Below are 23,789 nucleotides of genomic sequence, written 5' to 3' on the forward strand. Positions count from 1 at the left end.
TTGGACATTAAGCCGTTAGTGGTGTCTGTACTTGGGAGCGTGATGTTAGCCGGTTGTGCGACTGCGCCCCCAAAGCAACAAGACAACCTATGTGAAATATTCCGAGAAAAATCCGGTTGGTATGAAGATGCCAAAGACATGGAAGAAGAGTGGGGCACGCCAATCAATGTGGCGATGGCGATCATTAAGCAAGAAAGTAGCTTTCGTCATGATGCTCGACCACCTAAAGACTATATTCTCGGCTTTATTCCGTGGGGACGCGTTAGCAGCGCTTACGGTTATGCTCAAGCCCAAGACCCTGCTTGGGATGACTTCCAAGATGCGACGGGACAAGGTGGCTCACGCACAAACTTCGACGACTCAATGATGTTTGTCGGTTGGTATACCCATGAAACTCGTCGCCAATTGGGTATCTCGTTGTGGGATCCTTACAATCAGTACCTTGCGTATCATGAAGGACGTGGCGGCTACAAACGCGGCACTTATAACAGCAAACCAAGCTTGATTAAGGTTGCTAGGCGCGTAGAGCAAACCGCAAAGACTTATGGCTGGCAGCTGAAACAATGTCGTCAGGAATTAGAAGACAACAGCGGCTGGTTCTTTTAGCTCATTCAATCCATGGATTATGAGTGAGGGAATGAACAGAAATAACGACCAATGCTTGTGAGTGTTGGTGATTACAATCAGGAGAGATGTAATGCCTTTATTAGACAGTTTTACCGTAGACCACACACGCATGAATGCACCAGCAGTCCGTGTGGCTAAAACGATGCAAACTCCAAAAGGAGACACCATCACGGTATTCGACCTACGTTTCACTGCGCCAAACAAAGACATCCTTTCTGAGAAAGGGATTCATACATTAGAGCACTTGTACGCAGGCTTTATGCGTAACCACTTAAATGGTGAGAGTGTTGAGATCATTGATATTTCACCAATGGGCTGTCGCACTGGTTTCTACATGAGTTTGATTGGCACGCCTTCAGAGCAACAAGTGGCTGACGCTTGGATTGCCGCGATGGAAGATGTTTTGAAAGTAGAAAACCAAAACAAGATCCCTGAGTTGAACGAGTACCAATGTGGTACAGCAGCCATGCACTCTCTGGATGAAGCAAAGCAAATCGCGAAGAACATTCTAGAAGCAGGTGTATCAGTCAATAAGAATGACGAGCTTGCGCTGCCAGAGTCAATGCTAAAAGAGCTACGTATCGACTAATCTGTCTTTCAGATAAAAGCGTATATTCGAAACGCATAAAAAAGAGCCTGACAATGTCAGGCTCTTTTTTGTTTTTTCGACGCTATTTATCGCTACTTTTCTTGAGTTTTGGGTACACCTTAACAAGCTTTATGCGATTCTCTTCAATATCGACAATTTCCATTGGATGCCCTGCGACTTGCACGCTTAAATGGCTTTCAGGAATGTCTTCTAAATGTTCTAGAATCAGACCGTTCAATGTACGTGGACCGTCGGTCGGTAGTTTCCACTTCAAGCCTTTGTTGATATCACGAATGTTGGCGCTGCCTTCGATCAAGAAGCTGCCATCACCTTGTGGTGTGATCTCTTCCGATAAGCTCGGTGCAATGGATGTGGTAAATTCGCCCACAATCTCTTCCAAGATATCTTCCAACGTCACCAGACCGTTAATGTCGCCATACTCATCGACAATCAAACCAATGCGCTGTTTGTTGCGTTGGAACTTCAACATCTGCACGTTCAGAGGTGTGCCTTCTGGGATGTAGTACACCTCATCGGCGGCACGTAGCAGTGTTTCTTTGTTGAACTCGTTCTTCTCTAGCATCAAACGGTACGCTTCGCGCAGACGCAGCATACCAACCACTTCATCAATCTGATCACGGTACAGCACAATGCGGCCATGAGGAGAGTGAGTCAGCTGACGTACGATAGATTTCCAATCGTCATTGATGTCGATGCCAGTGATCTCATTACGTGGCACCATGATGTCGTTCACGGTGACGTGTTCAAGATCCAAAATCGAAACCAGCATGTCTTGGTGACGGCGCGGAATCATGCCACCCGCTTCATTTACAACCGTGCGTAACTCTTCTGAACTAAGGTGATCTTCTGTGTTGTGATCGGCTTTCACACCAATAAGGCGGATAAAACCATTAGTAATAAAGTTCACTAACATCACCAGAGGTGAAAGAACTTTCATCAGAATCGTAAGGAGAATACTACTCGCGTAGGACACGCGTTCAGGGTAGAGGGCGGCGATGGTTTTCGGTGTGACTTCTGCAAATACGAGTACCACCATAGTCAGTGCACCAGTTGCGATGGCAACACCGATATCACCGTATAATCGCATACCCAAAATGGTCGCGATGGCAGACGCCAAAATATTAACAAGGTTGTTGCCGATAAGGATAAGACCAATCAAACGATCTGGACGGTCTAAGAGCTTTTCGACTCGCTTCGCCCCTTTATGCCCATTATTGGCTAAGTGCTTTAAGCGGTAACGGTTCAAAGACATCATCCCTGTTTCTGAACCTGAGAAGTAACCAGATATGACGATAAGACACGCGAGTAGCGCAAATAAGATACCCGTAGATATGTCGTCCAAAACGCAGCAGTTCCTTGTATATGTTTGGTTAATTTATGACCGAGCTTGGCCGTTAAGTCAATGGAATAAGGGGTACTCTATTTTATTTACCCATCAATATAAAGGATAAGGAGCACAAGGCTCCTTATTAATTGAATTTAATAGATGGATTACATCAACTTAAAATGATCTCTTTCACGAAGCGACTGCCAAAGTAAGCCAAGGTCAGTAGTGTCGCACCCGCGACTGCAAACCAAGTCACTTTCTTACCACGCCAGCCTTTTTGGTAATGGCCCCAAAGCAAGATGGAATACACAATCCAAGCGATGAAAGAAAGAATGCCTTTGTGTGCTTTACCTTGAGCAAACATGTCTTGTACGAAGACAAAACCAGTAATCAATGTGCCTGTGAGTAATAAGTTACCAATCAAGATAATCTTGAACAGTTGTCGTTCAACCATCATCAATGGTGGCAAGTTCGGATTAATTGCCAACGACTTCTTGGCTTTGAGCTTGTGGTCGAGCCACGCCAGTTGCAGCGCGTATAGCGCACCAATGGTCAAAGTCGCGTAGGAGAACAGCGCAAAAGAAATGTGAATAAGTAGCTTAGGGTCGTTCTCTAAATGCTTAATAAACGTGCTTGGTAAGAAGGTAGCAGCAGTTAAGTTGATGGCAGCAAAGCTATAAACCACAGGAAGAAGGAACCACAAACGATTCTTGAGCATCGCCACACTCATCGCAAGGGATATGATAAAGCTGATCAAAGAAGCGACGTTAAGAATGCTGAGGTTTTGCCCTGAACCGTCGAAAATCAGATCACTCAGAATCCAAGCGTGAAAAACCAACGCACATGCCGCACTGGCAAATACGGTTTTCGCTTTGATTCCTGACTGCTGAGAGAGTCCGGGAATGATGGTCGCAATTGCCAAAACGTAAAGAATGGCGGCTGCGATGGCAATTAAGCTATCCATGAATCTTAAGAGTTATTGTGCACAATGGTGAAAATTATACCTTGCATTACTCTTTGGGGCTATGGGCGATGCCTCATCAATCACGAGAGATGAGATATTGAAATTAACAAGTTAGCCCTCAAGTTAAGGATAAGAGCAGTGTTCGGGTATGACTGTGACGTTGGCTAAGGTATACTCACACTAATTAATCGCCATTTTAGCGAAGAGACAAAGATGTTTGAGAATTTAACGGATCGATTATCCAAAACGCTGAAGAATATCAGCGGTAAAGGTCGTCTGACCGAAGACAACATTAAAGAAACCCTACGTGAAGTACGCATGGCACTATTGGAAGCGGACGTTGCGCTTCCTGTTGTACGTGAATTTGTAAACCGCGTTAAAGAAAAAGCGGTGGGTGTAGAAGTTTCTAAATCCCTAACACCGGGTCAAGAGTTCATCAAGATCGTTCAAGCTGAGCTTGAAGCGGTTATGGGTGAATCTAACGAAGCTCTTAACCTAGCAGCACAGCCGCCAGCAGTGCTTTTGATGGCAGGTCTACAAGGTGCGGGTAAAACTACATCGGTAGGTAAGCTTTCTAAACTGCTAAAAGAGCGTGATAAGAAGAAAGTTTTGGTTGTGTCTGCCGACGTTTACCGTCCTGCGGCAATCAAACAGCTAGAAACCTTAGCATCAGACATCGGTGTCGACTTCTTCCCATCTTCACCGGATCAAAAGCCAATTGATATTGCTAACGCAGCTATCGATCACGCGAAGAAGAAATTCTACGACGTGTTGATTGTCGATACCGCGGGTCGTTTGGCTATCGATGAAGAAATGATGGGTGAGATTAAAGATCTTCACTCAGCGATTAACCCTGTTGAGACGCTGTTTGTTGTCGATGCAATGACAGGTCAAGATGCGGCGAATACAGCAAAAGCATTCGGTGATGCGTTACCGCTAACTGGTGTGATTCTGACTAAAGTCGATGGTGATGCACGTGGTGGTGCGGCGCTATCAGTTCGTCACATCACTGGTAAGCCAATCAAATTCCTAGGTGTGGGTGAGAAAACCGACGCACTAGAACCGTTCCACCCTGATCGTGTTGCATCGCGCATTCTAGGTATGGGTGACGTACTGTCACTTATCGAAGACCTACAACGCAATGTAGACCAAGAAAAAGCAGAGAAACTAGCGAAGAAGTTCAAAGAGAAGAAAGGTTTTGACCTTGAAGACTTCCGTGAACAGCTAGGTCAAATGCAAAACATGGGTGGCATGATGGGCATGCTAGACAAGCTACCAGGCATGTCTCAGCTACCATCAGACGTGAAAGACAAAGTTGACGACAAGATGTTTAAGCAGATGGAAGCGATCATCAGCTCAATGACAATGAAAGAACGTCAACGCCCAGAAATCATCAAAGGTTCGCGTAAGAAGCGTATCGCTGCAGGTTCTGGTGTTCAGGTTCAAGACGTTAACCGTCTACTGAAGCAGTTCACCCAAATGCAGAAGATGATGAAGAAAATGCAAAAGGGCGGCATGAAAGGCATGATGCGCAACATGCAAGGCATGATGGGCGGCGGCGGTATGGGTGGAGGCGGTGGCTTCAATCCATTTGGCCGTTAAACGATTGCCTAGACTTTAGTTTCAGGGTGTTAGCTACATCACAAACTTGAATTTCAATTTATGTTGGTGAAAAAGTAACTAAATCCCTTGCATTGCTTCGGGATAAGAGTAAAATTCCGGAGCTTTATTTTGGCACGAGACCCCAGGTTGTTCAGTTTTATGAATGATTATTGGGGTTAATTTTATTTTTGAGAAAGCAAAGAGGACGACATGGTAACCATTCGTTTGGCACGTCACGGCGCTAAAAAGCGTCCATTTTATCAAATCGTAGTAGCGGACAGCCGCAACGCTGCAACTGGCCGTTTCATCGAGAAAGTTGGTTTCTTTAACCCAACTGCAAAAGGTCAAGAAGAAGGTCTACGTCTAGACCTAGACCGCGTTAACCACTGGGTTGGTCAAGGCGCGTCTCTATCTGACCGCGTTGCTAAGCTAGTTAAAGACGCTCAAAAAGCGGCTTAATTTTTTACTTTAGAAGTAGAAACTAGTTTATGTCGATGAAAGGTAAAGAAACAATGAGCAACGAAAAGATTGTTGTAGGCAAGTTTGGTGCTACTTACGGCATTCGTGGTTGGCTTAAAGTTTTTTCCTACACAGACAATGCTGAAAGCATTTTCGATTACAGCCCTTGGTTTATTAACCAAAAGGGTACGTGGGTTGAGTACAAAGTAGAAAGCTGGAAACGCCATAACAAAGGTATGGTGGCTAAGCTGGAAGGTCTAGATATTCGTGAAGACGCGCATCTAATGACAAACTTTGAAATTGCTATCGACCCTGCGGTACTTCCTGAATTGTCAGAAGATGAGTTCTACTGGCGTGAATTGTTTGGGATGCAAGTAGTAACCACTAAAGGTTACGATCTAGGTGTCGTATCTGACATTTTAGAAACTGGCTCAAACGATGTTCTGGTTGTTAAAGCAAATCTTAAAGATGCTTTCGGGCAGAAGGAACGATTAATCCCGTTCCTTGAAGAGCAAGTGATCATCAAAGTTGATCGCGAAGCTCAACGGATCGAAGTTGACTGGGATCCTGGATTCTAATCTCCAAAATTACAGAGCGAGATAAACATGTGGGTTGGCGTAATTAGCCTGTTTCCTGAAATGTTCCGTTCTGTTACTGATTTTGGGGTAACAGGTCAAGCGGTTAAAAAAGGTCTTTTGTCGATTGAGACTTGGAATCCTCGCGATTTCACTCACGACAAGCATCGCACTGTCGATGACCGACCTTACGGTGGTGGCCCTGGTATGCTAATGATGGTTCAGCCTTTGCGCGATGCCATTCATACCGCGAAAGCAGCCTCACCGGGTAAGACGAAAGTCATTTACCTTTCTCCTCAAGGTCGCAAGCTCGACCAAAAAGGAGTAGAAGAACTGGCAACAAACGAGAATTTACTTCTGATTTGTGGCCGTTACGAAGGGGTAGATGAGCGCATCATTCAATCTGAAGTCGACGAAGAATGGTCGATTGGTGATTTTGTGATGACGGGTGGTGAGATACCAGCCATGACGTTAATCGATTCTGTCTCTCGGTTTGTTCCGGGTGTACTAGGGGATTTCGCGTCAGCAGAAGAAGACTCTTTTGCAAATGGCTTGTTAGATTGCCCTCACTATACGCGTCCTGAAGTGTTGGATGATAAAGAAGTGCCAGCGGTACTGATGTCAGGCAACCACAAGGACATTCGTCAATGGCGACTAAAGCAGTCGCTAGGCCGAACTTGGCTAAGAAGACCAGAGCTCCTGGAAAACCTAGCTCTGACTGACGAACAGGAACAATTACTTGCTGAGTTCATTAGTGAACATAACGCAAAGTAACCTAATTTATTTAGTATCAGTTTATTCTAGGAATTTAAAAAATGAGTAACATCATCAAGGCTCTTGAAGAAGAGCAAATGAAATCAGGCCTGCCTAAATTTGCACCAGGTGACACTGTTGTAGTTCAGGTTAAAGTTAAAGAAGGTGAGCGTGAGCGTCTACAGGCTTTTGAAGGCGTTGTAATCGCAATCCGTAACCGTGGTCTTCACTCTGCTTTCACTGTACGTAAGATCTCTAACGGTGAAGGTGTTGAGCGTACGTTCCAAACTCACTCTCCAGTTGTTGATAGCATCGAAGTTAAACGCCGTGGTGCAGTACGTCGTGCCAAGTTGTACTACCTACGTGAGCGTTCTGGTAAGTCAGCTCGTATCAAAGAGAAACTTGCTAAGAAGTAATGCTATAACTAGCGTTCTCATAGTAAACGGAGCCCATCTGGGCTCCGTTTTTTTATGCGTGAAAAAGTTAGGGAACGGACTTCGCCCTTCGAGATGCGGGAACGCTAAGATTCGAGAGCGCTTCGCTTTAGGTATCGAGAGGTGTTGTTGGAAGGCTAGTGCAAGAAGTTTGGCCCCCCGAAGATGTTGACAGGACTTGTCCCTAAAAAACAAAATAGAGCCGAATCCCGAATCCCGAATCCCGAATCCCGAATCCCGAATCCCGAATCCCGAATCCCGAATCCCGAATCCCGAATCCCGAAACCCGAAACCCGAAACCCGAATCCCGAATCCCGAATCCCGAATCCCGAAAAACAAAAAGGGCTGATGCTCTCACATCAACCCCTCTCTTTATTCTCGAAGCGCAGCGTTCTCGTTTCTCGACTCTAGCTTTTTCAATTCTTTAGTACTGGTCTTCAGACCAACCATCGCTGTCCGACATATCTGGTGCACCGGCGATGGCGTTTTCTTCATCAGCCCATTCGCCAAAATCAATCATTTGGCATTGTTTACTGCAGAAAGGGCGGTGAGGGCTTTGCTCGCCCCACTCAACGTCAGCGCCACATTGTGGGCATGGAACGACTGTAATTTTAGACATCGTCATTCGTCCTATTTATTCGGAGTTCAAAGGTATTAAGGCAATAGTAGTGCTTGTTGAGCTTAGCTACAAACAGCAAGTTCAAACTCGACATCTTGCGTGCAAGCTTGACCACTTTCAAAAGCCATAAACTTGATGGCGAAACGGTTCTTATGACCCGAAATCATCGGGTAGACACCGTATTCCATTGGGATGTGTAAACGTAAAATATTGGCTTCATCAGCATCACTTTGGAAAAAGCCTGCGCGGGCGATTTGCGCTTTGAAGTGACCCGTTTCGCGAGTAAGTTTTAACCATAGCGCTAACGCATCAGAAAGTGGCTTTAAGCTGACTTGCCATTGGTTAGCATCGTGCTTTTTGCGCTCAATCGGTAAATGAAGCCAATAATGCAAAGCGGGTAGGTCGAAACAACATGAACCACCAGGTAGATTGAAACGCTGGCGAATTGAACTTAAGAAGCGGTCTTCTTTTAATGCTTGGCCGAAGCGCTCAGCTGCCATCAATTGGCTGTGTACGACATCGATCTCTTTTAGAAGCTCATTCAATGCTTGTTGATCTACGCCATCAACATTGAGCCAGTTACGATAAGCTAAACGCTGCTTTTCAAGATCTTTAGCGAGTTCGCTTTTTAGCTGGATTTGCTCGAAGATCTCGACCATATCGAAAAGGGCACGAAAGAACAGCTGATATTGATGGTTATCAGCAAAACTTGAGGCTAGATGAGCCTGACGCAGCAAAGACTCAACTCTTAAATAGATGCGAGTTTTTTCATTTAACGGATGTTCAAATTTGTGCGTGGTCATCGACATTAGCCTTGGTGAGTTTCATTCCTATTTTCGCAGATTTTTCTTATACATGGCTAGGTACTTTTCGTGTAAATCTGTGATTTGAAGCAAAAGATCTGGGTCATCTGGATTATTCTTCACTACATCATCCGCCAGAGCAAGCCGTTGCTCACGAGAAGCCTGGGACGCCAAGATCGCATTTGCCTGCTCTTCGCTTACGTTATCGCGTTTTACAGTTCTGGAGATCTGAGTTTGTGGGTCAACATCGACGACAAGAACTCGATCACATAAGCTATCAAGCTTGTTCTCTACCAATAAAGGTACAACCAAGAGGGCATAGTCCGATGTGACTTGCTCCAAATCTTCGATCATCTTTTCACGAATCATCGGATGTAATAAACCATTAAGCCATGCTTTCTCTTCTGGATGAGAGAAGATCTTTTCTCTTAATTTGGCTCTATCAAGTGTCTGATCATCGCGAACAATATCCGCACCAAAATGTTCGATTATGGCATTAAGTCCGGGAGTTCCCGGCTCAACCACTTCTCGAGCTACGATATCAGCATCGACAATATCGATTTTGAACTGTTGTTTGAATAGGTTTGCCACCGTGGTTTTGCCACTCGCAATACCGCCGGTTAAGCCAATAACAAAAGCCATTTACACTCCTAGAATCGACGTAAAGTACCAGTTGAGGATTTGATGGCCCCAAATTAGGCTCACCCATCCCGCAATTGCAAGGTAAGGGCCGAAAGGAAAGGCTTTCTCGATACCTTGTTTTTGCAAACGCAGTTGAATAAGACCAAAGATGACGCCCACTACTGATGAAAGCAGAATGATCATCGGTAGTGATTGCCAACCCAGCCAAGCCCCTAAGGCTGCAAGGAGTTTAAAGTCGCCATAGCCCATGCCTTCTTTGCCTGTAAGGAGCTTAAACAACCAGTAAACACTCCAAAGACACAGATAACCTGCCATTGCACCAATGATGGAGTCTTGTAGGTTCACAGGGCTGATGCCAGAGAGCGCGAGCGCAATACCTGCCCACATTAATGGCAATGTAAGTTGGTCAGGCAACAACATGGTATCGAGATCAATAAATGTGGCGGCAATCAATACAAAGGTAAAGAAAACCAGCGCGACAGTGAAGTAGCTAAAACCGAAGTGAAAAGCGATAAAACCCGAACAAAAGGCAGTAAGCAGTTCGATAAGAGGGTAGCGTGCACTGATAGGAGATTGGCAGTTGTGGCATTTACCGCGCAGAAGCAACCAACTAATCACTGGGATATTGTCACGAATACGAATTTGAGTGCCACATTGCTGACAAGATGAGCGTGGTACGCTTAATGTCAGTTTCTCTTTTGGTGGTTCGATTTTGTATTCAGGGAATGATTCCGCGCATTCGCGTCGCCATTCTAATTCCATGATTTTGGGTAATCGATAAATAACAACGTTGAGGAAACTACCCACGATTAAACCGAAAACCGTGGCAAATACAACGAATAGCCATGGGTAGTACTGGAATACTTCCATATCTGTCTCTTGAGCGATGAATCAAACAAGCAAGATGCTGTTTTGAAGGAATTAATTTGCTAAAGGATCATTCTATCCCAATACGCTCATCAAGTTAAAGATTGGCAAGTACATTGCTGTGACCAAACCGCCAACAACGACACCGAGAAAAACGATGATCAGCGGCTCTAAAATCTTACTTAGGTTATCGACGGTATTATCGACTTCAAACTCGTAAATTGCGGCAATCTTGTTGAGCATGTCATCCAAACGGCCAGATTCTTCGCCAATCATGACCATTTGCAATACTAGTTCGGGGAAGACATTGCAGTTGCGCATCGCAATATACATTGGCATACCCGCAGCCGTATCTCGGTACACCTCTTCTATTGCCAATTGATAGTGCATGTTACCCGAGGTTTTTGAGGTGGTTTTTAACGCGGTGAGAATTGGGATTCCGGCACTAAAACTGGTGGCAAGCGTTCGGCTAAACTTGGCAATGGCGGCTTTGGATAAAACAGGGCCCAAGATGGGAATCTTTAAACTGGATCGAGCGAGCAATAGCTTGAAAGAATCAGAGCGGTTCGATATGACTTTTGAGCCGATCAAGAGACTCAAGAAACCGAGTCCAATGAAAGGGCCCCAGTTTTGAGTCCAAGCTGAGAGGTCTAATACCATCTGAGTAAAAGCAGGTAAATCTGCACCAAAGCCTACAAACATTTTTTCAAACTCAGGAATGACCCGAGTCAGCATTAGGTAGGAAACCCCTAAGGCAACTAAGACAACCATGGCCGGATAAATAAGCGCTTTGATCACTTTAGCGCGCAACTGTTCGCTTTTTTCTCTGTAGGTTGCTAAGCGCTCGAAGACTTGGGATAAGTTACCAGACTGTTCACCTGTTGCGATTAAATCGGTATAAAGCGGGTCAAAATGCGTGCTAGCGGTACGCATGGCTTTCGACATTGGCGTTCCCGCCTCTACCGCCCGTGTCACACTCATTAAAATCGATTTCATTTCCGCTTTTTTATGGTTTTCTGAAACCAACTTAAGTGCCTGAACAATCGGGACGCCTGTCATCAGCATGGTAGCTATTTGGCGAGTAAACACCGTGATGTCTTTTCCTTTGACTCTATGGCTCAGTTTAGTAATAAAAGAAATACTGCCCTTTTTCAGTTTCTTGATTTTGATGTGCTGAGCGTCGAGGCGTTCTCTTACTTCGATTTCCGTCATTGCAAGGACATTACCTGAGGTCTTTTTGCCCGAGCTATTGATGCCTTTCCAACGGTAGTTCTTAAGTTGAGGAGTGATGGTTTTCATAAGCGGAGTGACTGCCTAAAATTTCTGAAAAAGTTAAAAGTAGAGAACGCGTTGTAATTCGCTGAAGCTAGTGACGCCTTGTTTGAGTTTTTCTATACCAGACATTTGTAGGGTTTGCATCCCTTTGGCGATAGCGAGTTTTTCTAATTCGTGTACTGAAGCTCCTTTTATGAGCGCCTCAGATAGGGACTCTTCAAACGTCATCACTTCATAGATGCCCGTTCGACCTGAATAACCGTGGGTACACTCGTTACAACCATCTGGATTGGCTTTAAAGACATGCTCTGTGCTGATAATCCCAATATGTTGCAGTTGGGCATTTGGTTCTTGCGGCTGCCTGCAGTGTGGGCAGAGTTTACGTGCTAACCGCTGGGCGATGATCAAACTGAGTGAGGAGGCAAGGTTAAAGCTTTCCACACCCATGTTGGATAAGCGGATTACGGTTTCAGCGGCCGAGTTGGTGTGTAAAGTGGAAAGAACCAAGTGACCAGTTTGTGATGCTTTGATCGCGATTTCTGCCGTATCGAGGTCCCGGATCTCACCCACCATGACCACATCAGGATCCTGACGTAAAAACGAACGAAGTGCTTCGGCAAAACCAAAACCGATCTTAGGCTGAACTTGAACTTGGTTAATGCCGGGTAAGTTTATCTCCACTGGGTCTTCCGCAGTCGAGATGTTGATCTCTGGTTTGTTAAGAATGCTTAGCCCTGTGTAAAGAGAAACGGTTTTGCCACTGCCTGTTGGACCCGTCATCAAAATCATGCCTTGTGGCCGACGCAGAGCATCCAAATAAAGCTGTTTCTGCTGGTCGCTATAACCAAGTTTATTGATATCTAATGCTGCAGAACTGCTGTCGAGCAAACGCAGGACGATCTTCTCCCCAAATAGGGTTGGCAGTGTAGAAACGCGCATATCAATGGCGGTGTCTTGGTTTAGCTTAAGTTTGATTCGTCCATCCTGAGGTAAGCGACGTTCAGCAATATCGAGTTTAGATAGGATTTTTATACGTGCGGAAAGGCGACGGCTTAAGTGGCTAGGTGGCTGTTGAATTTCAATCAAGATGCCATCGCAGCGTAAACGGACTCGATACATGTTTTCGTAGGGTTCGAAGTGAATATCGGAAGCCCCTTTACGAACGGCATCGAGTAAGATTTGGTTGATATAACGACTGACCGGTGATTCGTCTTGGCTGAGATCTTCAATGTTCTCAATCTCATCATCTCCAATCTCAACCAAGCTTGCGAGCTCATCTTGGTTTATCTCTTTTAACCCCGACTTTTCCTGCCCAAGTGCTCGGCCATATAAGCGCCGAATCGCAGCGGTTAGCTCGCGAAAATCCGCCAGAACTAGCTCTACTTGTAAGCCGGTAGCAAAACGAAAGTCGTCTTCGGCTTGAAGATTGGTTGGATCGGCAACTGCAAGAATCAAAGTTGAAGAGGTGCGATTAAGCGGCAGAGCATTATGCCGAGTGATTAAATCTCGCAAACCTAGCGTTTGGCATAACGAAGCGTATTCGTATTGATTGAGAGAAGTGCAAGAAAGCCCAAAAACAGAGCTTAGGTGCTCCGTTAATTCATGAGATTGGAAAAAACCAGAATTGAGCAAAGCCTCTGGCATTGATATACCAGAAGCTTTAGCTTGCTCAAGCAACAGTTCTTCTTGGGAAAAGGTGAGTATCCCTGCTTGGCGAAGAACTGTTGAGAGGTTGGTTAGCATTTTAACATGCTCTCGGTATCAAATTTTGTGGAATGTTCTGCGCGTTTGTACATCTCCAACCTGTTAAATTTGATCTGGAGAAAGTTAATACCGCTTCCGCTCCACTAACTCCAAGAGAACCATGTGTAAATTTGAACATTAGTTGATTTGTAGCTGAAATCGATAGTCTACCTAGGTAGTTTGAGGTCGGGCCTATTTGAGCGTAATCAAACAAAGCGCTTGCTTGGCTTACTGTTATATCACCGTACTCCTGTATATAAAGTTCAGCAGGGGTGAGGACGGAGTTCATTGTTAGCATTGCTGAAGCAATTTCATTTTTTTTTAGGTAGGAGTCATACAAGGGAATAGATATCGCGCTTAGTCCTCCAATTATTGCCGTAATAATGAGGAGTTCAATCATTGTATATCCGTTTTCTCTTTGCAGTATTTTTTGAATCATAAAGTGAAAGGAGGCAAAGCCTCCCCTCCAATCAAGTTAACTACAACCTTCTAATGATACACCTGTATCATGAGTACACGCCCATCCAGTAGTTTCTCTGCTTAGTGTCAGTTTTTTGCTTTGTAGCGCACCATCTGCAAATGTGAAGCCAATAGATGCCGAAACTGAACTGTTTGGATTTAGGGTTATTTCGCCAAGAGAGTTTGCACTAGATACAGTTCCTAACTCACTCAGGCTAGCCAATGCTCCATTCTGTTGATAGGCAAGCTCTGCAGGGGTTTGAAGTGCCTTAAGCGTTGCTAATGCTGAGGATGCTTCCCCTTTTTTTACGTAGTCTTGATAGGCAGGGATAGCTATTGCAGCCAAAACTCCAATAATTGCAACCACAATCATCAATTCAATCAGCGTAAAACCTTGCTGCTTTTTCTGTTTATTCGTTTTCATCTTGTTTCCTTAAGATAAATTTAGTTAATGCTTATGCATGGGGCAGAAGAGTAAGAAGAGTAGAAACAAGTGGAAACTGGAAACGAAGGGGCTCTCGAGTGAGATAAAAATCTTTGCACTGTAGTTGCATATTGCATGCAAGGTTTTGCGAGTGGTGTTATTTTTTAAGCGGATGAAAATAAAGAGCCTTGCGGCTCTTTATTGCGGTTTGAAAAGCGTAACTCTATGAGATTAAGAGAGTTAGTATCGCTTGGTTCTCTGGAATTACTTGAAGCGCATCGAAAGATCCATCGCTTTTAGGTGCTTAGTCAAAGCACCTACCGAGATGTAATCGACGCCAGTTTCTGCATATTCAGCGATGGTCTCTAGAGTAACGTTACCTGAATTTTCTAACGCCGCACGACCTGCGTTGATCGCGACCGCTTCACGCATCATATCTGTCGTGAAGTTATCTAGCATGATGATGTCGGCACCCGCTTCGATTGCTTCTTTTAGCTCTTCCAAGCTTTCCGTCTCTACCTCAACAGGCTTACCTGGGTTTAATTGTTTTGCGGTAGTGATCGCTTGAGTAATGCCGCCACAAGCAATGATGTGGTTTTCTTTAATAAGGTAGGCATCGAACACACCGATACGATGGTTGAAACCACCGCCACAAGCTACTGCGTATTTAAGTGCACTACGTAGACCAGGAATCGTTTTACGTGTATCTAATAAACGGCATTCAGTGTGGGCAATTTTCTCTGCGTACTCAGCGGTAACGGTCGCACAACCTGAAAGGGTTTGAATAAAGTTCATTGCGTTGCGCTCGCCAGTGAGCAAATCACGAGCAGGACCTGTCAGTGTACAAAGTGTTTGGTTTGGTTCAACCTTGTCGCCATCTTTTACATGCCACTCGATGGTTACTTTGCTACCCAGTTGTTTAAATACTTCATCTGCCCAAGCTTGGCCACAAAACACACCGTGTTCACGAGTGATGATGGTTGCGGTGTTAATAGCGTCAGCTGGGATAAGCGATGCGGTGATGTCTTTGTCTGCATCCAATGTGCCACCTAGATCTTCTTTTAGGGTATCGGCTACGGCGCGAGTGATTTCTAATGGAAGTTGTTGCTTAAGGTATTCTAGGCGTTCTTGGCTGTTGTGTGTGTTCTTCATCGCAAATCTTGTCTTGAAAGGGAGATGGCAACGAATGATACTCTCCGGTGTCAATAATTTCAGCAGTTAATTTGCAAAGTAGAGAGGTTGATATGTGCCTAAAAATCGAGAATGGTTGGTTGACGGAGGCTAAGCACGTCCCATCGCCATTTTTTGATGCTCGTTCTGATAAAGATGACATCTCTCTGCTGGTGGTTCACAACATCAGCCTGCCACCAGGTCAATTTGGTGGCTCTTATATAGAAGACTTTTTCTCGGGCAACCTTGACCCCAATGCATGCCCATTTTTTGAAGTAATTCACAAAATGGGCGTTTCGGCACATTGTTTAATTAAGCGTGATGGCGAGATTGTTCAGTTTGTTTCTTTTTTAGACAGAGCATGGCATGCAGGACAATCCAGCTTCGCTGGCCGAGAACGCTGTAATGACTATTCAATTGGTATTGAGTTGGAAGGTACTGAGTTTGTTGCGTACACAGAAGAGCAATATCAATCACTTACTGCATTGACCCAAGCTGTTATGCATTCCTATCCAAAAATCACCTTGCCGAGAATCACGGGGCATCAGTATATCGCTCCCTTGAGAAAAGCCGATCCTGGTCTAAGCTTTGACTGGGTCAAGTTCCGGCACCAGATAAAACGCTAACTTGTAGCGAAAGTGTAAATTCAAAAAACAGAAATAAATAAGGCATACACTCAGGTATGCCTTTTTTCGATACAAGAAATATGAGCGCTTGTTAAAAGTTAACTACATTTTGAACGCTTAAATCGGCGATCGGTGCAAAAGTGTACAGATAATTTTGTCATTTTTTGTTTTTGTTGATCAAATTTACTAGCACGCAGAGCTCCCATCTGTTTTGTTTATGTAATTGGTCATACCAATTTTATTGCCGTTTTAATAGTCGATTGTTATCAGAGTGTTGGTTGTAAGTCCATTCTATGATTTAGGTCAATTTTTGGCTGGACAGTGGCGTTTTAATTATGTTAATTTCTGCACCATCTTAAAATTGGTATTACCAATTACCTGCAAGAGTAGAAGAACAATAAATTATGGCTTATCAAAGGATTCGTCAGCCAAAACTCTCTGATGTTATTGAACAAGAGTTAGAAAGGTTGATTGTGGAAGGAACATTGTCTCCGGGGCAGCAGTTGCCACCAGAGCGCGAACTCGCTAAGCAGTTCGATGTGTCTCGTCCATCTGTCCGTGAAGCCATTCAACGCTTGGAAGCAAAGCGTTTGCTTACTCGCCGTCAAGGCGGTGGCACATTCGTTAGCGAAAACATCTGGAAAAGCTTTTCAGATCCTTTGTTGAACTTGTTGTCGACTCACTCCGAAACGCAGTTAGACCTACTTGAATCGCGCCATGCGATGGAAGGAATTTCGGCGTACTTTGCAGCATTGCGTGGTACCGAAGAAGATTTTGCACGCATTCAAGCTTGCCTGAATCAAATCAGTGAAGAGCAAAAAAGCGACAACGTTGAAGCGGAAGCAGCGGCAGTAATGCAGTTCCTTATTGCTTTAACAGAAGCGGCGCACAACGTTGTTCTGCTTCATATTGTTCGTAGCCTTGCGCCTTTGCTTGAGCAAAATGTTCTACAGAATCTAAAGCTCTTACATCGCCGCGAAGAAGTGGTCGATAAAGTAAGTAAACACAGAGCTAATATCGTGGATGCGATTGTTTCTGGTCAGCCTGAAAAGGCGCGTGAAATGTCTCACTCACATTTAGCTTATATCGAAGAAACATTGTTGGATTTGACTCGAGAAGAGTCTCGACGAGAGCGTTCTCTGCGTCGAATTCAGCAAGGTAACGATTCTTAATACAAGAATCGCTTACTTAAATAAGTAGATCCAACCAACAGAAGGATAGATCGCCATGTCTGACATGAAGCATGACGTAGATGCACTGGAAACTCAAGATTGGCTACAAGCCCTTGAATCAGTTGTTCGTGAAGAAGGTGTAGAACGTGCACAGTTTCTACTAGAAACCGTTCTAGAAAAAGCACGTCTAGACGGCGTTGATATGCCAACTGGCATCAACACAAACTACATCAACACTATTCCAGCTGCACAAGAACCAGCTTACCCTGGTGACGTAACTCTTGAGCGTCGTATTCGTTCGATTATTCGCTGGAACGCAATCATGATCGTATTGCGTGCTTCTAAGAAAGACCTAGACCTAGGTGGTCACATGGCTTCTTACCAGTCAGCTGCAGCGTTCTACGAAGTTTGTTTCAACCACTTCTTCCGTGCTCCAAACGAGACGGATGGTGGCGATCTAGTTTACTACCAAGGTCACATCTCACCAGGTATCTACTCTCGTGCGTTCGTTGAAGGCCGTCTAACTGAAGAGCAGCTAGACAACTTCCGTCAAGAAGTAGACGGTAAAGGTGTTCCTTCATACCCACACCCTAAACTGATGCCTGAGTTCTGGCAGTTCCCAACAGTATCTATGGGTCTTGGTCCTATCTCTGCTATTTACCAAGCGCGTTTCCTTAAGTACCTAAACGGCCGTGGCCTTAAAGATACTTCTGCTCAACGTGTATACGCTTTCCTAGGCGACGGTGAGATGGATGAGCCAGAATCACGTGGTGCAATTTCTTTCGCTGCGCGTGAGAAACTAGACAACCTATGTTTCCTAATCAACTGTAACCTACAGCGTCTAGATGGCCCTGTAATGGGTAACGGTAAGATCATTCAAGAGCTTGAAGGTCTATTCAAAGGTGCAGGTTGGAACGTAGTTAAAGTTATCTGGGGTAACAACTGGGATGCACTACTAGCTAAAGATACGACTGGTAAGCTACTACAGCTTATGAACGAAACGATCGATGGCGACTACCAAACATTCAAATCTAAAGATGGCGCATACGTACGTGAGCACTTCTTTGGTAAGTACCCTGAGACTGCTGCACTAGTTGCAGACATGACTGACGACCAAATCTTCGAATTGAAGCGTGGTGGTCACGATTCTTCTAAGCTGTTTGCTGCATTTAACAATGCAAAAGAAACAAACGGCAAGCCAACAGTAATCCTAGCTAAGACTGTTAAAGGTTACGGCATGGGTGAAGCGGCTGAAGGTAAGAACATCGCTCACGGTGTTAAGAAGATGGACATGACTCACGTACAATACCTACGTGATCGTCTAGGTCTACAAGACATTCTTTCTGATGAGAAAGTAGCTGAACTGCCTTACCTAAAACTGGAAGAAGGTTCTGCTGAATACGAATACCTACATGCTCGTCGTAAAGCTCTGAAAGGTTACACGCCACAGCGTCTACCTAAGTTCACACAAGAGTTCAAAGTACCTGAGCTAGAAGAGTTTGCTCCTCTACTTGGTGCCCAGAAGCGTGAAATCTCAACGACTATGGCTTACGTACGTACGTTGAACATCCTGCTTAAAGACAAGAACATCGGTAAGAACATCGTTCCTATCATCTGTGATGAAGCGCGTACGTTCGGTATGGAAGGTCTATTCCGTCAAGTGGGTATCTACAACCCAGACGGTCAAGAATACACACCTGAAGATAAAGGCATCGTTTCTTACTACAAAGAAGCAACATCAGGCCAAGTTCTTCAAGAAGGTATCAACGAACTAGGTTCAATGGCATCTTGGGTTGCTGCTGCTACTTCTTACAGCACAAACGATCTGCCAATGATCCCGTTCTACATCTACTACTCAATGTTCGGTTTCCAACGTATTGGTGACATGGCATGGCTAGCAGGTGACCAACAAGCTCGTGGCTTCCTACTAGGTGCTACAGCTGGTCGTACAACACTGAACGGTGAAGGTCTACAGCACGAAGATGGTCACTCGCACATTCAAGCGAACACTATCCCGAACTGTATCTCTTACGACCCAACATTCGCTTACGAGCTAGCAGTAATCATGCAAGATGGTATCCGTCGTATGTACGGTCCTGAGCAAGAAAACATTTACTACTACCTAACAGTAATGAATGAAAACTACGCAATGCCAGCAATGCCAGAAGGCGCTGAAGAAGGCATCCGTAAAGGTATCTACAAGCTTGAGTCTCACGAAGGTGCTAAGGGTAAAGTTCAGCTAATGAGCTCTGGTACTATCATGAACGAAGTACGTAAAGCAGCGACTATCCTAAGCGAAGAGTACGGCGTAGCATCTGATGTGTTCTCTGTAACTTCATTCAACGAGCTAACTCGTGATGGTCAAAATGCAGAGCGTTACAACATGCTTCACCCAGAAGCTGAAGCGAAAGTGCCTTACATCACTACTGTTCTTGGTAACGAACCAGCAATCGCTGCGACGGATTACATGAAGAACTACGCTGAGCAAGTACGTGCATTCATGCCAACTGAGTCTTACAAAGTTCTTGGTACTGACGGCTTCGGTCGCTCAGACAGCCGTGAGAACCTACGTCGTCACTTCGAAGTTAATGCAGGCTACGTGGTAGTTGCAGCACTAACTGAACTAGCGAAACGTGGTGATGTTGAGAAGTCTGTTGTTGCTGAAGCAATTGCTAAGTTCAACATCGACACTGAAAAAACAAACCCACTTTACGCTTAATACAGCGCTTAACTAGAAGGTAAATAAGCAATGGCAATCGAAATTAATGTACCTGACATCGGTGCGGATGAGGTTGAAGTTACTGAGATTCTTGTAAGCGTTGGCGACAAGGTTGAAGAAGAACAGTCTCTGATCACTGTTGAAGGCGACAAAGCTTCTATGGAAGTTCCAGCGTCTCAAGCAGGTATTGTAAAAGAAATCAAAGTTGCAGAAGGCGATTCAGTAACAACTGGTTCTCTTATCATGATTTTCGAAGCCGAGGGTGCAGCTGACGCTGCACCTGCTCCTGCGGCAGAAGCGGCTCCAGCAGCAGCTCCAGCTCCAGCAGCAGCGGCAGCAGAACTAAAAGAAGTTCACGTTCCTGATATCGGTGGCGACGAAGTAGAAGTTACTGAGATCATGGTTAAAGTTGGCGATGCAGTAGAAGAAGAGCAATCACTTCTAACTGTAGAAGGCGACAAAGCTTCTATGGAAGTACCAGCACCATTTGCAGGTACGGTTAAAGAGATCAAGATTGCTGAAGGTGATTCAGTAACAACTGGCTCTCTTGTGATGGTATTCGAAGTAGCAGGCTCTGGTGCGCCAGTAGCAGCTGCTCCTGCAGTTGAAGCGGCTCCAGCAGCAGCTCCTGCGGCATCAGCAGAAAAAGAAGTTAACGTTCCAGATATCGGCGGTGACGAAGTAGAAGTTACTGAGATCATGGTTAAAGCTGGCGATACAGTAGAAGAAGAGCAATCTCTAATTACTGTAGAAGGCGACAAAGCTTCTATGGAAGTACCAGCACCATTCGCAGGTACAGTTAAAGAGATCAAGATTGCTGAAGGCGACAAAGTAACGACTGGCTCTCTAATCATGACTTTCGTTGTTGAAGGCGCAGCACCTGCTCCTGCGGCGGCTCCAGCTCAAGCGGCAGCACCTGCTCCAGCAGCAGCTCCTGCACCAAAAGCTGAAGCTCCAGCGGCGGCACCTGCAGCGAACGATTTCCAAGAAAACAACGAATACGCACATGCGTCTCCAGTTGTTCGTCGTCTAGCTCGTGAGTTTGGCGTAAACCTATCTAAGGTTAAAGGTTCTGGTCGTAAGAGCCGTATCCTAAAAGAAGACGTTCAAAACTACGTGAAAGATGCGCTTAAGCGTCTTGAGTCTGGCGCAGGTGCAGCAGCATCTGGTAAAGGCGACGGTGCAGCACTTGGTCTACTACCTTGGCCAAAAGTTGACTTCAGCAAGTTCGGCGAAACTGAAGTTCAGAAGCTGTCTAAGATCAAGAAGATCTCTGGTGCAAACCTACACCGTAACTGGGTGATGATCCCTCACGTTACACAGTGGGACAACGCTGACATCACTGAGCTAGAAGCATTCCGTAAAGAACAGAACGCAATCGAAGCGAAGAAAGACACTGGCATGAAGATCACTCCTCTTGTGTTCATCATGAAAGCGGTAGCGAAAGCACTAGAAGCGTTCCCAGCGTTTAACTCTTCACTTTCTGAAGATGGCGAAAGCATCATTCTTAAGAAGTACGTGAACGTAGGTATTGCAGTAGATACGCCAAACGGTCTTGTTGTTCCGGTATTTAAAGACGTGAATAAGAAAGGCATCTACGAGCTATCTGAAGAGCTAATGGCAGTTTCTAAGAAAGCACGTGCAGGCAAGCTAACAGCAGCTGATATGCAAGGCGGTTGTTTCACAATCTCTAGCCTTGGCGGTATCGGCGGTACAGCGTTTACACCAATCGTAAACGCGCCAGAAGTTGGTATCCTAGGTGTATCTAAATCTGAAATGAAGCCAGTGTGGAACGGTAAAGAGTTCGAACCACGTCTACAGCTTCCACTGTCTCTATCATACGACCACCGTGTGATCGATGGTGCAGAAGGTGCACGCTTCATTACTTTCCTAAACGGTGCACTATCAGACATTCGTCGCCTAGTACTGTAATATAGAAAGTAATAGTTAAGGTGGCTTTCGGGTCACCTTACTTCTTTATATAAAAGACTATTTTTAGACGACAATTTCTCACATCGTTCAGAATCTGAAAGATGAATTGTTGTCTAGCTCACAGGCTAACTTAAAGCTGCTTTCACACTGTTAACATCTCTGTAAAATATTGACCGTTTGAAAGCCTAATAATTTAAGAACATCTACTCAGCCTGTTAGGGATAATGACTACAAGAGGTCACAATGAGCAAAGAAATTAAAGCCCAAGTTGTTGTACTTGGTTCTGGTCCTGCTGGTTACTCAGCTGCATTCCGTTGTGCGGACTTAGGTCTAGAAACAGTACTAGTTGAACGTTACAGCACTCTTGGCGGTGTATGTCTAAACGTTGGTTGTATTCCATCTAAAGCACTTCTTCACGTTTCAAAAGTTATCGAAGAAGCGAAAGCGATGGCTGAGCACGGTGTTGTGTTTGGCGAACCACAAACAGACATCAGCAAAATCCGTATCTGGAAAGAGAAAGTTGTAAACCAACTGACTGGCGGTCTTAGCGGTATGGCTAAGATGCGTAACGTTACTGTAGTAAACGGCTACGGTAAGTTCACAAGCCCTAACTCTATCCTTGTAGAAGGCGAAGGCGAAGCAACAACGGTTAACTTCGACAACGCTATCATTGCTGCGGGTTCTCGCCCAATCAAACTGCCATTCATCCCACATGAAGACCCACGTATTTGGGATTCAACGGATGCGCTAGAGCTGAAAGAAGTACCAGAAAAACTGCTTATCATGGGTGGTGGTATCATCGGTCTAGAAATGGGTACGGTTTACCACTCACTAGGTTCTAAAGTAGACGTAGTAGAGATGTTTGACCAAGTTATCCCAGCTGCGGATAAAGACATCGTTAAAGTCTTCACTAAGCGTATTAAAGACAAGTTCAAGCTAATGCTTGAGACTAAAGTAACTGCAGTTGAAGCGAAAGAAGATGGTATCTATGTTTCAATGGAAGGCAAAAAAGCGCCAGCAGAAGCTGAGCGTTACGATGCGGTTCTTGTTGCTATCGGTCGTGTACCAAACGGTGCGCTTATCGATGCTGAAAAAGCAGGTATTGAAGTGGACGAGCGCGGCTTTATCAACGTTGATAAGCAAATGCGTACTAACGTTCCTCACATCCACGCAATCGGCGACGTAGTTGGCCAACCAATGCTTGCTCACAAAGGTGTGCATGAAGGTCACGTTGCTGCAGAAGTTATCTCTGGTAAGAAGCACTACTTCGATCCTAAAGTTATTCCTTCAATCGCTTACACTGAGCCAGAAGTGGCATGGGTTGGTAAGACTGAGAAAGAAGCGAAAGCAGAAGGCATCAACTACGAAGTGGCAACATTCCCATGGGCAGCATCAGGTCGTGCAATCGCGTCTGACTGTGCAGACGGTATGACTAAGCTAATCTTCGATAAAGAAACTCACCGCGTAATCGGTGGTGCTATCGTTGGTACTAACGGTGGCGAACTACTTGGTGAAATCGGCCTAGCTATCGAGATGGGTTGTGATGCTGAAGATATCGCACTAACTATTCACGCTCACCCAACTCTACACGAGTCTGTGGGTCTAGCTGCTGAAGTATTTGAAGGTTCAATCACTGACCTTCCAAACAAAAAAGCAGTTAAAAAGAAAAAGTAATTTTTCTTGAACGTTGAATGATAAAAACCGCTGATTCGTCAGCGGTTTTTTTGTTGGAAGAAAAGAATGCTGTGCTTGGAGATTCGGGAGCGCTCCGGTTTATAAATCGAGAGGAGGCTATTGAAAGAGACCCTGCTCAAAAAGGAGTTGACGGAATTTGTCCCTCGAAAGACAAAATAAGCTCGCTTCTCGCTTCTCGCTTCTCGCTTCTCGCTTCTCGCTTCTCGCTTCTCGCTTCTCGCTTCTCGCTTCTCGCTTCTCGCTTCTCGCTTCTCGCTTCTCGCTTCTCGCTTCTCGCTTCTCGCTTCTCGCT

At 45.0% G+C, this 23,789-nt stretch carries 24 protein-coding genes; 13 read left to right on the forward strand and 11 right to left on the reverse strand.

Going from position 1 to position 23,789, the window contains the following annotated elements; all coding sequences use genetic code 11:
• Window positions 1–606, forward strand: coding sequence for a hypothetical protein (locus tag ATB78_RS26255; protein ID WP_005438049.1), 606 nt, complete (start codon window positions 1–3; stop codon window positions 604–606).
• A gap of 91 nt (window positions 607–697) precedes the next feature.
• A complete protein-coding gene (gene luxS, locus ATB78_RS26260; RefSeq protein ID WP_005438047.1) occupies window positions 698–1,216 on the forward strand; it encodes an S-ribosylhomocysteine lyase in 519 nt (172 codons plus the stop codon).
• Between the two features lie 82 nt (window positions 1,217–1,298).
• On the opposite strand, the gene ATB78_RS26265 is transcribed toward luxS, so the two are convergent.
• Window positions 1,299–2,579 carry a CNNM domain-containing protein gene (locus tag ATB78_RS26265; protein ID WP_009707575.1) on the reverse strand — a complete coding sequence of 427 codons (1,281 nt, stop codon included), beginning with the start codon at window positions 2,577–2,579 and terminating at the stop codon, window positions 1,299–1,301.
• Between the two features lie 154 nt (window positions 2,580–2,733).
• Window positions 2,734–3,528: an inner membrane protein YpjD gene (locus tag ATB78_RS26270; protein ID WP_061011007.1), complete on the reverse strand. Its 795-nt coding sequence runs from the start codon at window positions 3,526–3,528 to the stop codon at window positions 2,734–2,736.
• Window positions 3,529–3,741: 213 nt separating this feature from the next.
• On the opposite strand from ATB78_RS26270, the gene ffh reads away from it, so the two are divergent.
• The 5 genes from ffh (at window position 3,742) to rplS (ending at window position 7,333) form a co-directional block, all read left to right on the forward strand.
• A complete protein-coding gene (gene ffh / locus ATB78_RS26275; protein WP_005438041.1) occupies window positions 3,742–5,130 on the forward strand; it encodes a signal recognition particle protein in 1,389 nt (462 codons plus the stop codon).
• Window positions 5,131–5,340: 210 nt separating this feature from the next.
• Window positions 5,341–5,589, forward strand: coding sequence for a 30S ribosomal protein S16 (rpsP, locus tag ATB78_RS26280; RefSeq protein WP_005438039.1), 249 nt, complete (start codon window positions 5,341–5,343; stop codon window positions 5,587–5,589).
• Between the two features lie 29 nt (window positions 5,590–5,618).
• Entirely contained in the window at window positions 5,619–6,167 is a 549-nt protein-coding gene (rimM, locus tag ATB78_RS26285) for a ribosome maturation factor RimM (RefSeq protein WP_005438038.1), read from the forward strand.
• Window positions 6,168–6,194: 27 nt separating this feature from the next.
• A complete protein-coding gene (gene trmD / locus ATB78_RS26290) occupies window positions 6,195–6,938 on the forward strand; it encodes a tRNA (guanosine(37)-N1)-methyltransferase TrmD (protein ID WP_005425529.1) in 744 nt (247 codons plus the stop codon).
• A gap of 41 nt (window positions 6,939–6,979) precedes the next feature.
• Window positions 6,980–7,333: a 50S ribosomal protein L19 gene (gene rplS, locus ATB78_RS26295; protein WP_005438036.1), complete on the forward strand. Its 354-nt coding sequence runs from the start codon at window positions 6,980–6,982 to the stop codon at window positions 7,331–7,333.
• Between the two features lie 442 nt (window positions 7,334–7,775).
• On the opposite strand, the gene yacG is transcribed toward rplS, so the two are convergent.
• The 9 genes from yacG to nadC all read right to left on the reverse strand — a co-directional run bounded on the left by yacG (window position 7,776) and on the right by nadC (window position 15,335).
• On the reverse strand, window positions 7,776–7,976 hold the full coding sequence (gene yacG, locus ATB78_RS26300; RefSeq protein WP_027726863.1) for a DNA gyrase inhibitor YacG: 201 nt from the start codon (window positions 7,974–7,976) through the stop codon (window positions 7,776–7,778).
• 56 nt (window positions 7,977–8,032) lie between these two features.
• Entirely contained in the window at window positions 8,033–8,773 is a 741-nt protein-coding gene (zapD, locus tag ATB78_RS26305) for a cell division protein ZapD (protein ID WP_009707572.1), read from the reverse strand.
• 27 nt (window positions 8,774–8,800) lie between these two features.
• The gene (gene coaE / locus ATB78_RS26310) at window positions 8,801–9,415 is read right to left on the reverse strand and encodes a dephospho-CoA kinase (RefSeq protein WP_061011008.1); all 615 of its coding nucleotides are present in this window, start codon (window positions 9,413–9,415) and stop codon (window positions 8,801–8,803) included.
• Window positions 9,416–10,285 (reverse strand): A24 family peptidase, encoded by an 870-nt coding sequence (locus ATB78_RS26315; RefSeq protein WP_038896780.1) that lies wholly within the window; start codon window positions 10,283–10,285, stop codon window positions 9,416–9,418.
• Between the two features lie 72 nt (window positions 10,286–10,357).
• Entirely contained in the window at window positions 10,358–11,581 is a 1,224-nt protein-coding gene (locus ATB78_RS26320) for a type II secretion system F family protein (RefSeq protein ID WP_009707569.1), read from the reverse strand.
• Between the two features lie 33 nt (window positions 11,582–11,614).
• Window positions 11,615–13,300 (reverse strand): type IV-A pilus assembly ATPase PilB, encoded by a 1,686-nt coding sequence (gene pilB / locus ATB78_RS26325; protein ID WP_061011009.1) that lies wholly within the window; start codon window positions 13,298–13,300, stop codon window positions 11,615–11,617.
• A gap of 1 nt (window position 13,301) precedes the next feature.
• On the reverse strand, window positions 13,302–13,700 hold the full coding sequence (locus ATB78_RS26330) for a pilin (RefSeq protein WP_179947023.1): 399 nt from the start codon (window positions 13,698–13,700) through the stop codon (window positions 13,302–13,304).
• Between the two features lie 75 nt (window positions 13,701–13,775).
• Window positions 13,776–14,183: a pilin gene (locus tag ATB78_RS26335; protein ID WP_061011011.1), complete on the reverse strand. Its 408-nt coding sequence runs from the start codon at window positions 14,181–14,183 to the stop codon at window positions 13,776–13,778.
• Between the two features lie 264 nt (window positions 14,184–14,447).
• Window positions 14,448–15,335: a carboxylating nicotinate-nucleotide diphosphorylase gene (nadC, locus tag ATB78_RS26340; protein ID WP_061011012.1), complete on the reverse strand. Its 888-nt coding sequence runs from the start codon at window positions 15,333–15,335 to the stop codon at window positions 14,448–14,450.
• Window positions 15,336–15,427: 92 nt separating this feature from the next.
• On the opposite strand from nadC, the gene ampD reads away from it, so the two are divergent.
• The 6 genes from ampD to ATB78_RS29970 all read left to right on the forward strand — a co-directional run.
• On the forward strand, window positions 15,428–15,979 hold the full coding sequence (gene ampD, locus ATB78_RS26345) for a 1,6-anhydro-N-acetylmuramyl-L-alanine amidase AmpD (protein WP_061011013.1): 552 nt from the start codon (window positions 15,428–15,430) through the stop codon (window positions 15,977–15,979).
• Between the two features lie 404 nt (window positions 15,980–16,383).
• On the forward strand, window positions 16,384–17,151 hold the full coding sequence (gene pdhR / locus ATB78_RS26350) for a pyruvate dehydrogenase complex transcriptional repressor PdhR (protein ID WP_005438026.1): 768 nt from the start codon (window positions 16,384–16,386) through the stop codon (window positions 17,149–17,151).
• A gap of 55 nt (window positions 17,152–17,206) precedes the next feature.
• Window positions 17,207–19,870, forward strand: coding sequence for a pyruvate dehydrogenase (acetyl-transferring), homodimeric type (gene aceE / locus ATB78_RS26355; RefSeq protein WP_039975498.1), 2,664 nt, complete (start codon window positions 17,207–17,209; stop codon window positions 19,868–19,870).
• Between the two features lie 30 nt (window positions 19,871–19,900).
• Window positions 19,901–21,802, forward strand: coding sequence for a pyruvate dehydrogenase complex dihydrolipoyllysine-residue acetyltransferase (gene aceF, locus ATB78_RS26360; RefSeq protein ID WP_061011014.1), 1,902 nt, complete (start codon window positions 19,901–19,903; stop codon window positions 21,800–21,802).
• A gap of 243 nt (window positions 21,803–22,045) precedes the next feature.
• On the forward strand, window positions 22,046–23,476 hold the full coding sequence (lpdA, locus tag ATB78_RS26365) for a dihydrolipoyl dehydrogenase (protein WP_005438019.1): 1,431 nt from the start codon (window positions 22,046–22,048) through the stop codon (window positions 23,474–23,476).
• A 17-nt stretch (window positions 23,477–23,493) separates the two neighbouring features.
• Window positions 23,494–23,789, forward strand: a 296-nt coding sequence (locus tag ATB78_RS29970) for a hypothetical protein (protein ID WP_208990578.1), incomplete at its 3' end; no start/stop codon positions are given.

It is taken from the genome of Vibrio sp. CUB2 (assembly GCF_001557945.1).
Taxonomy (GTDB): Bacteria; Pseudomonadota; Gammaproteobacteria; order Enterobacterales; family Vibrionaceae; genus Vibrio; species Vibrio owensii.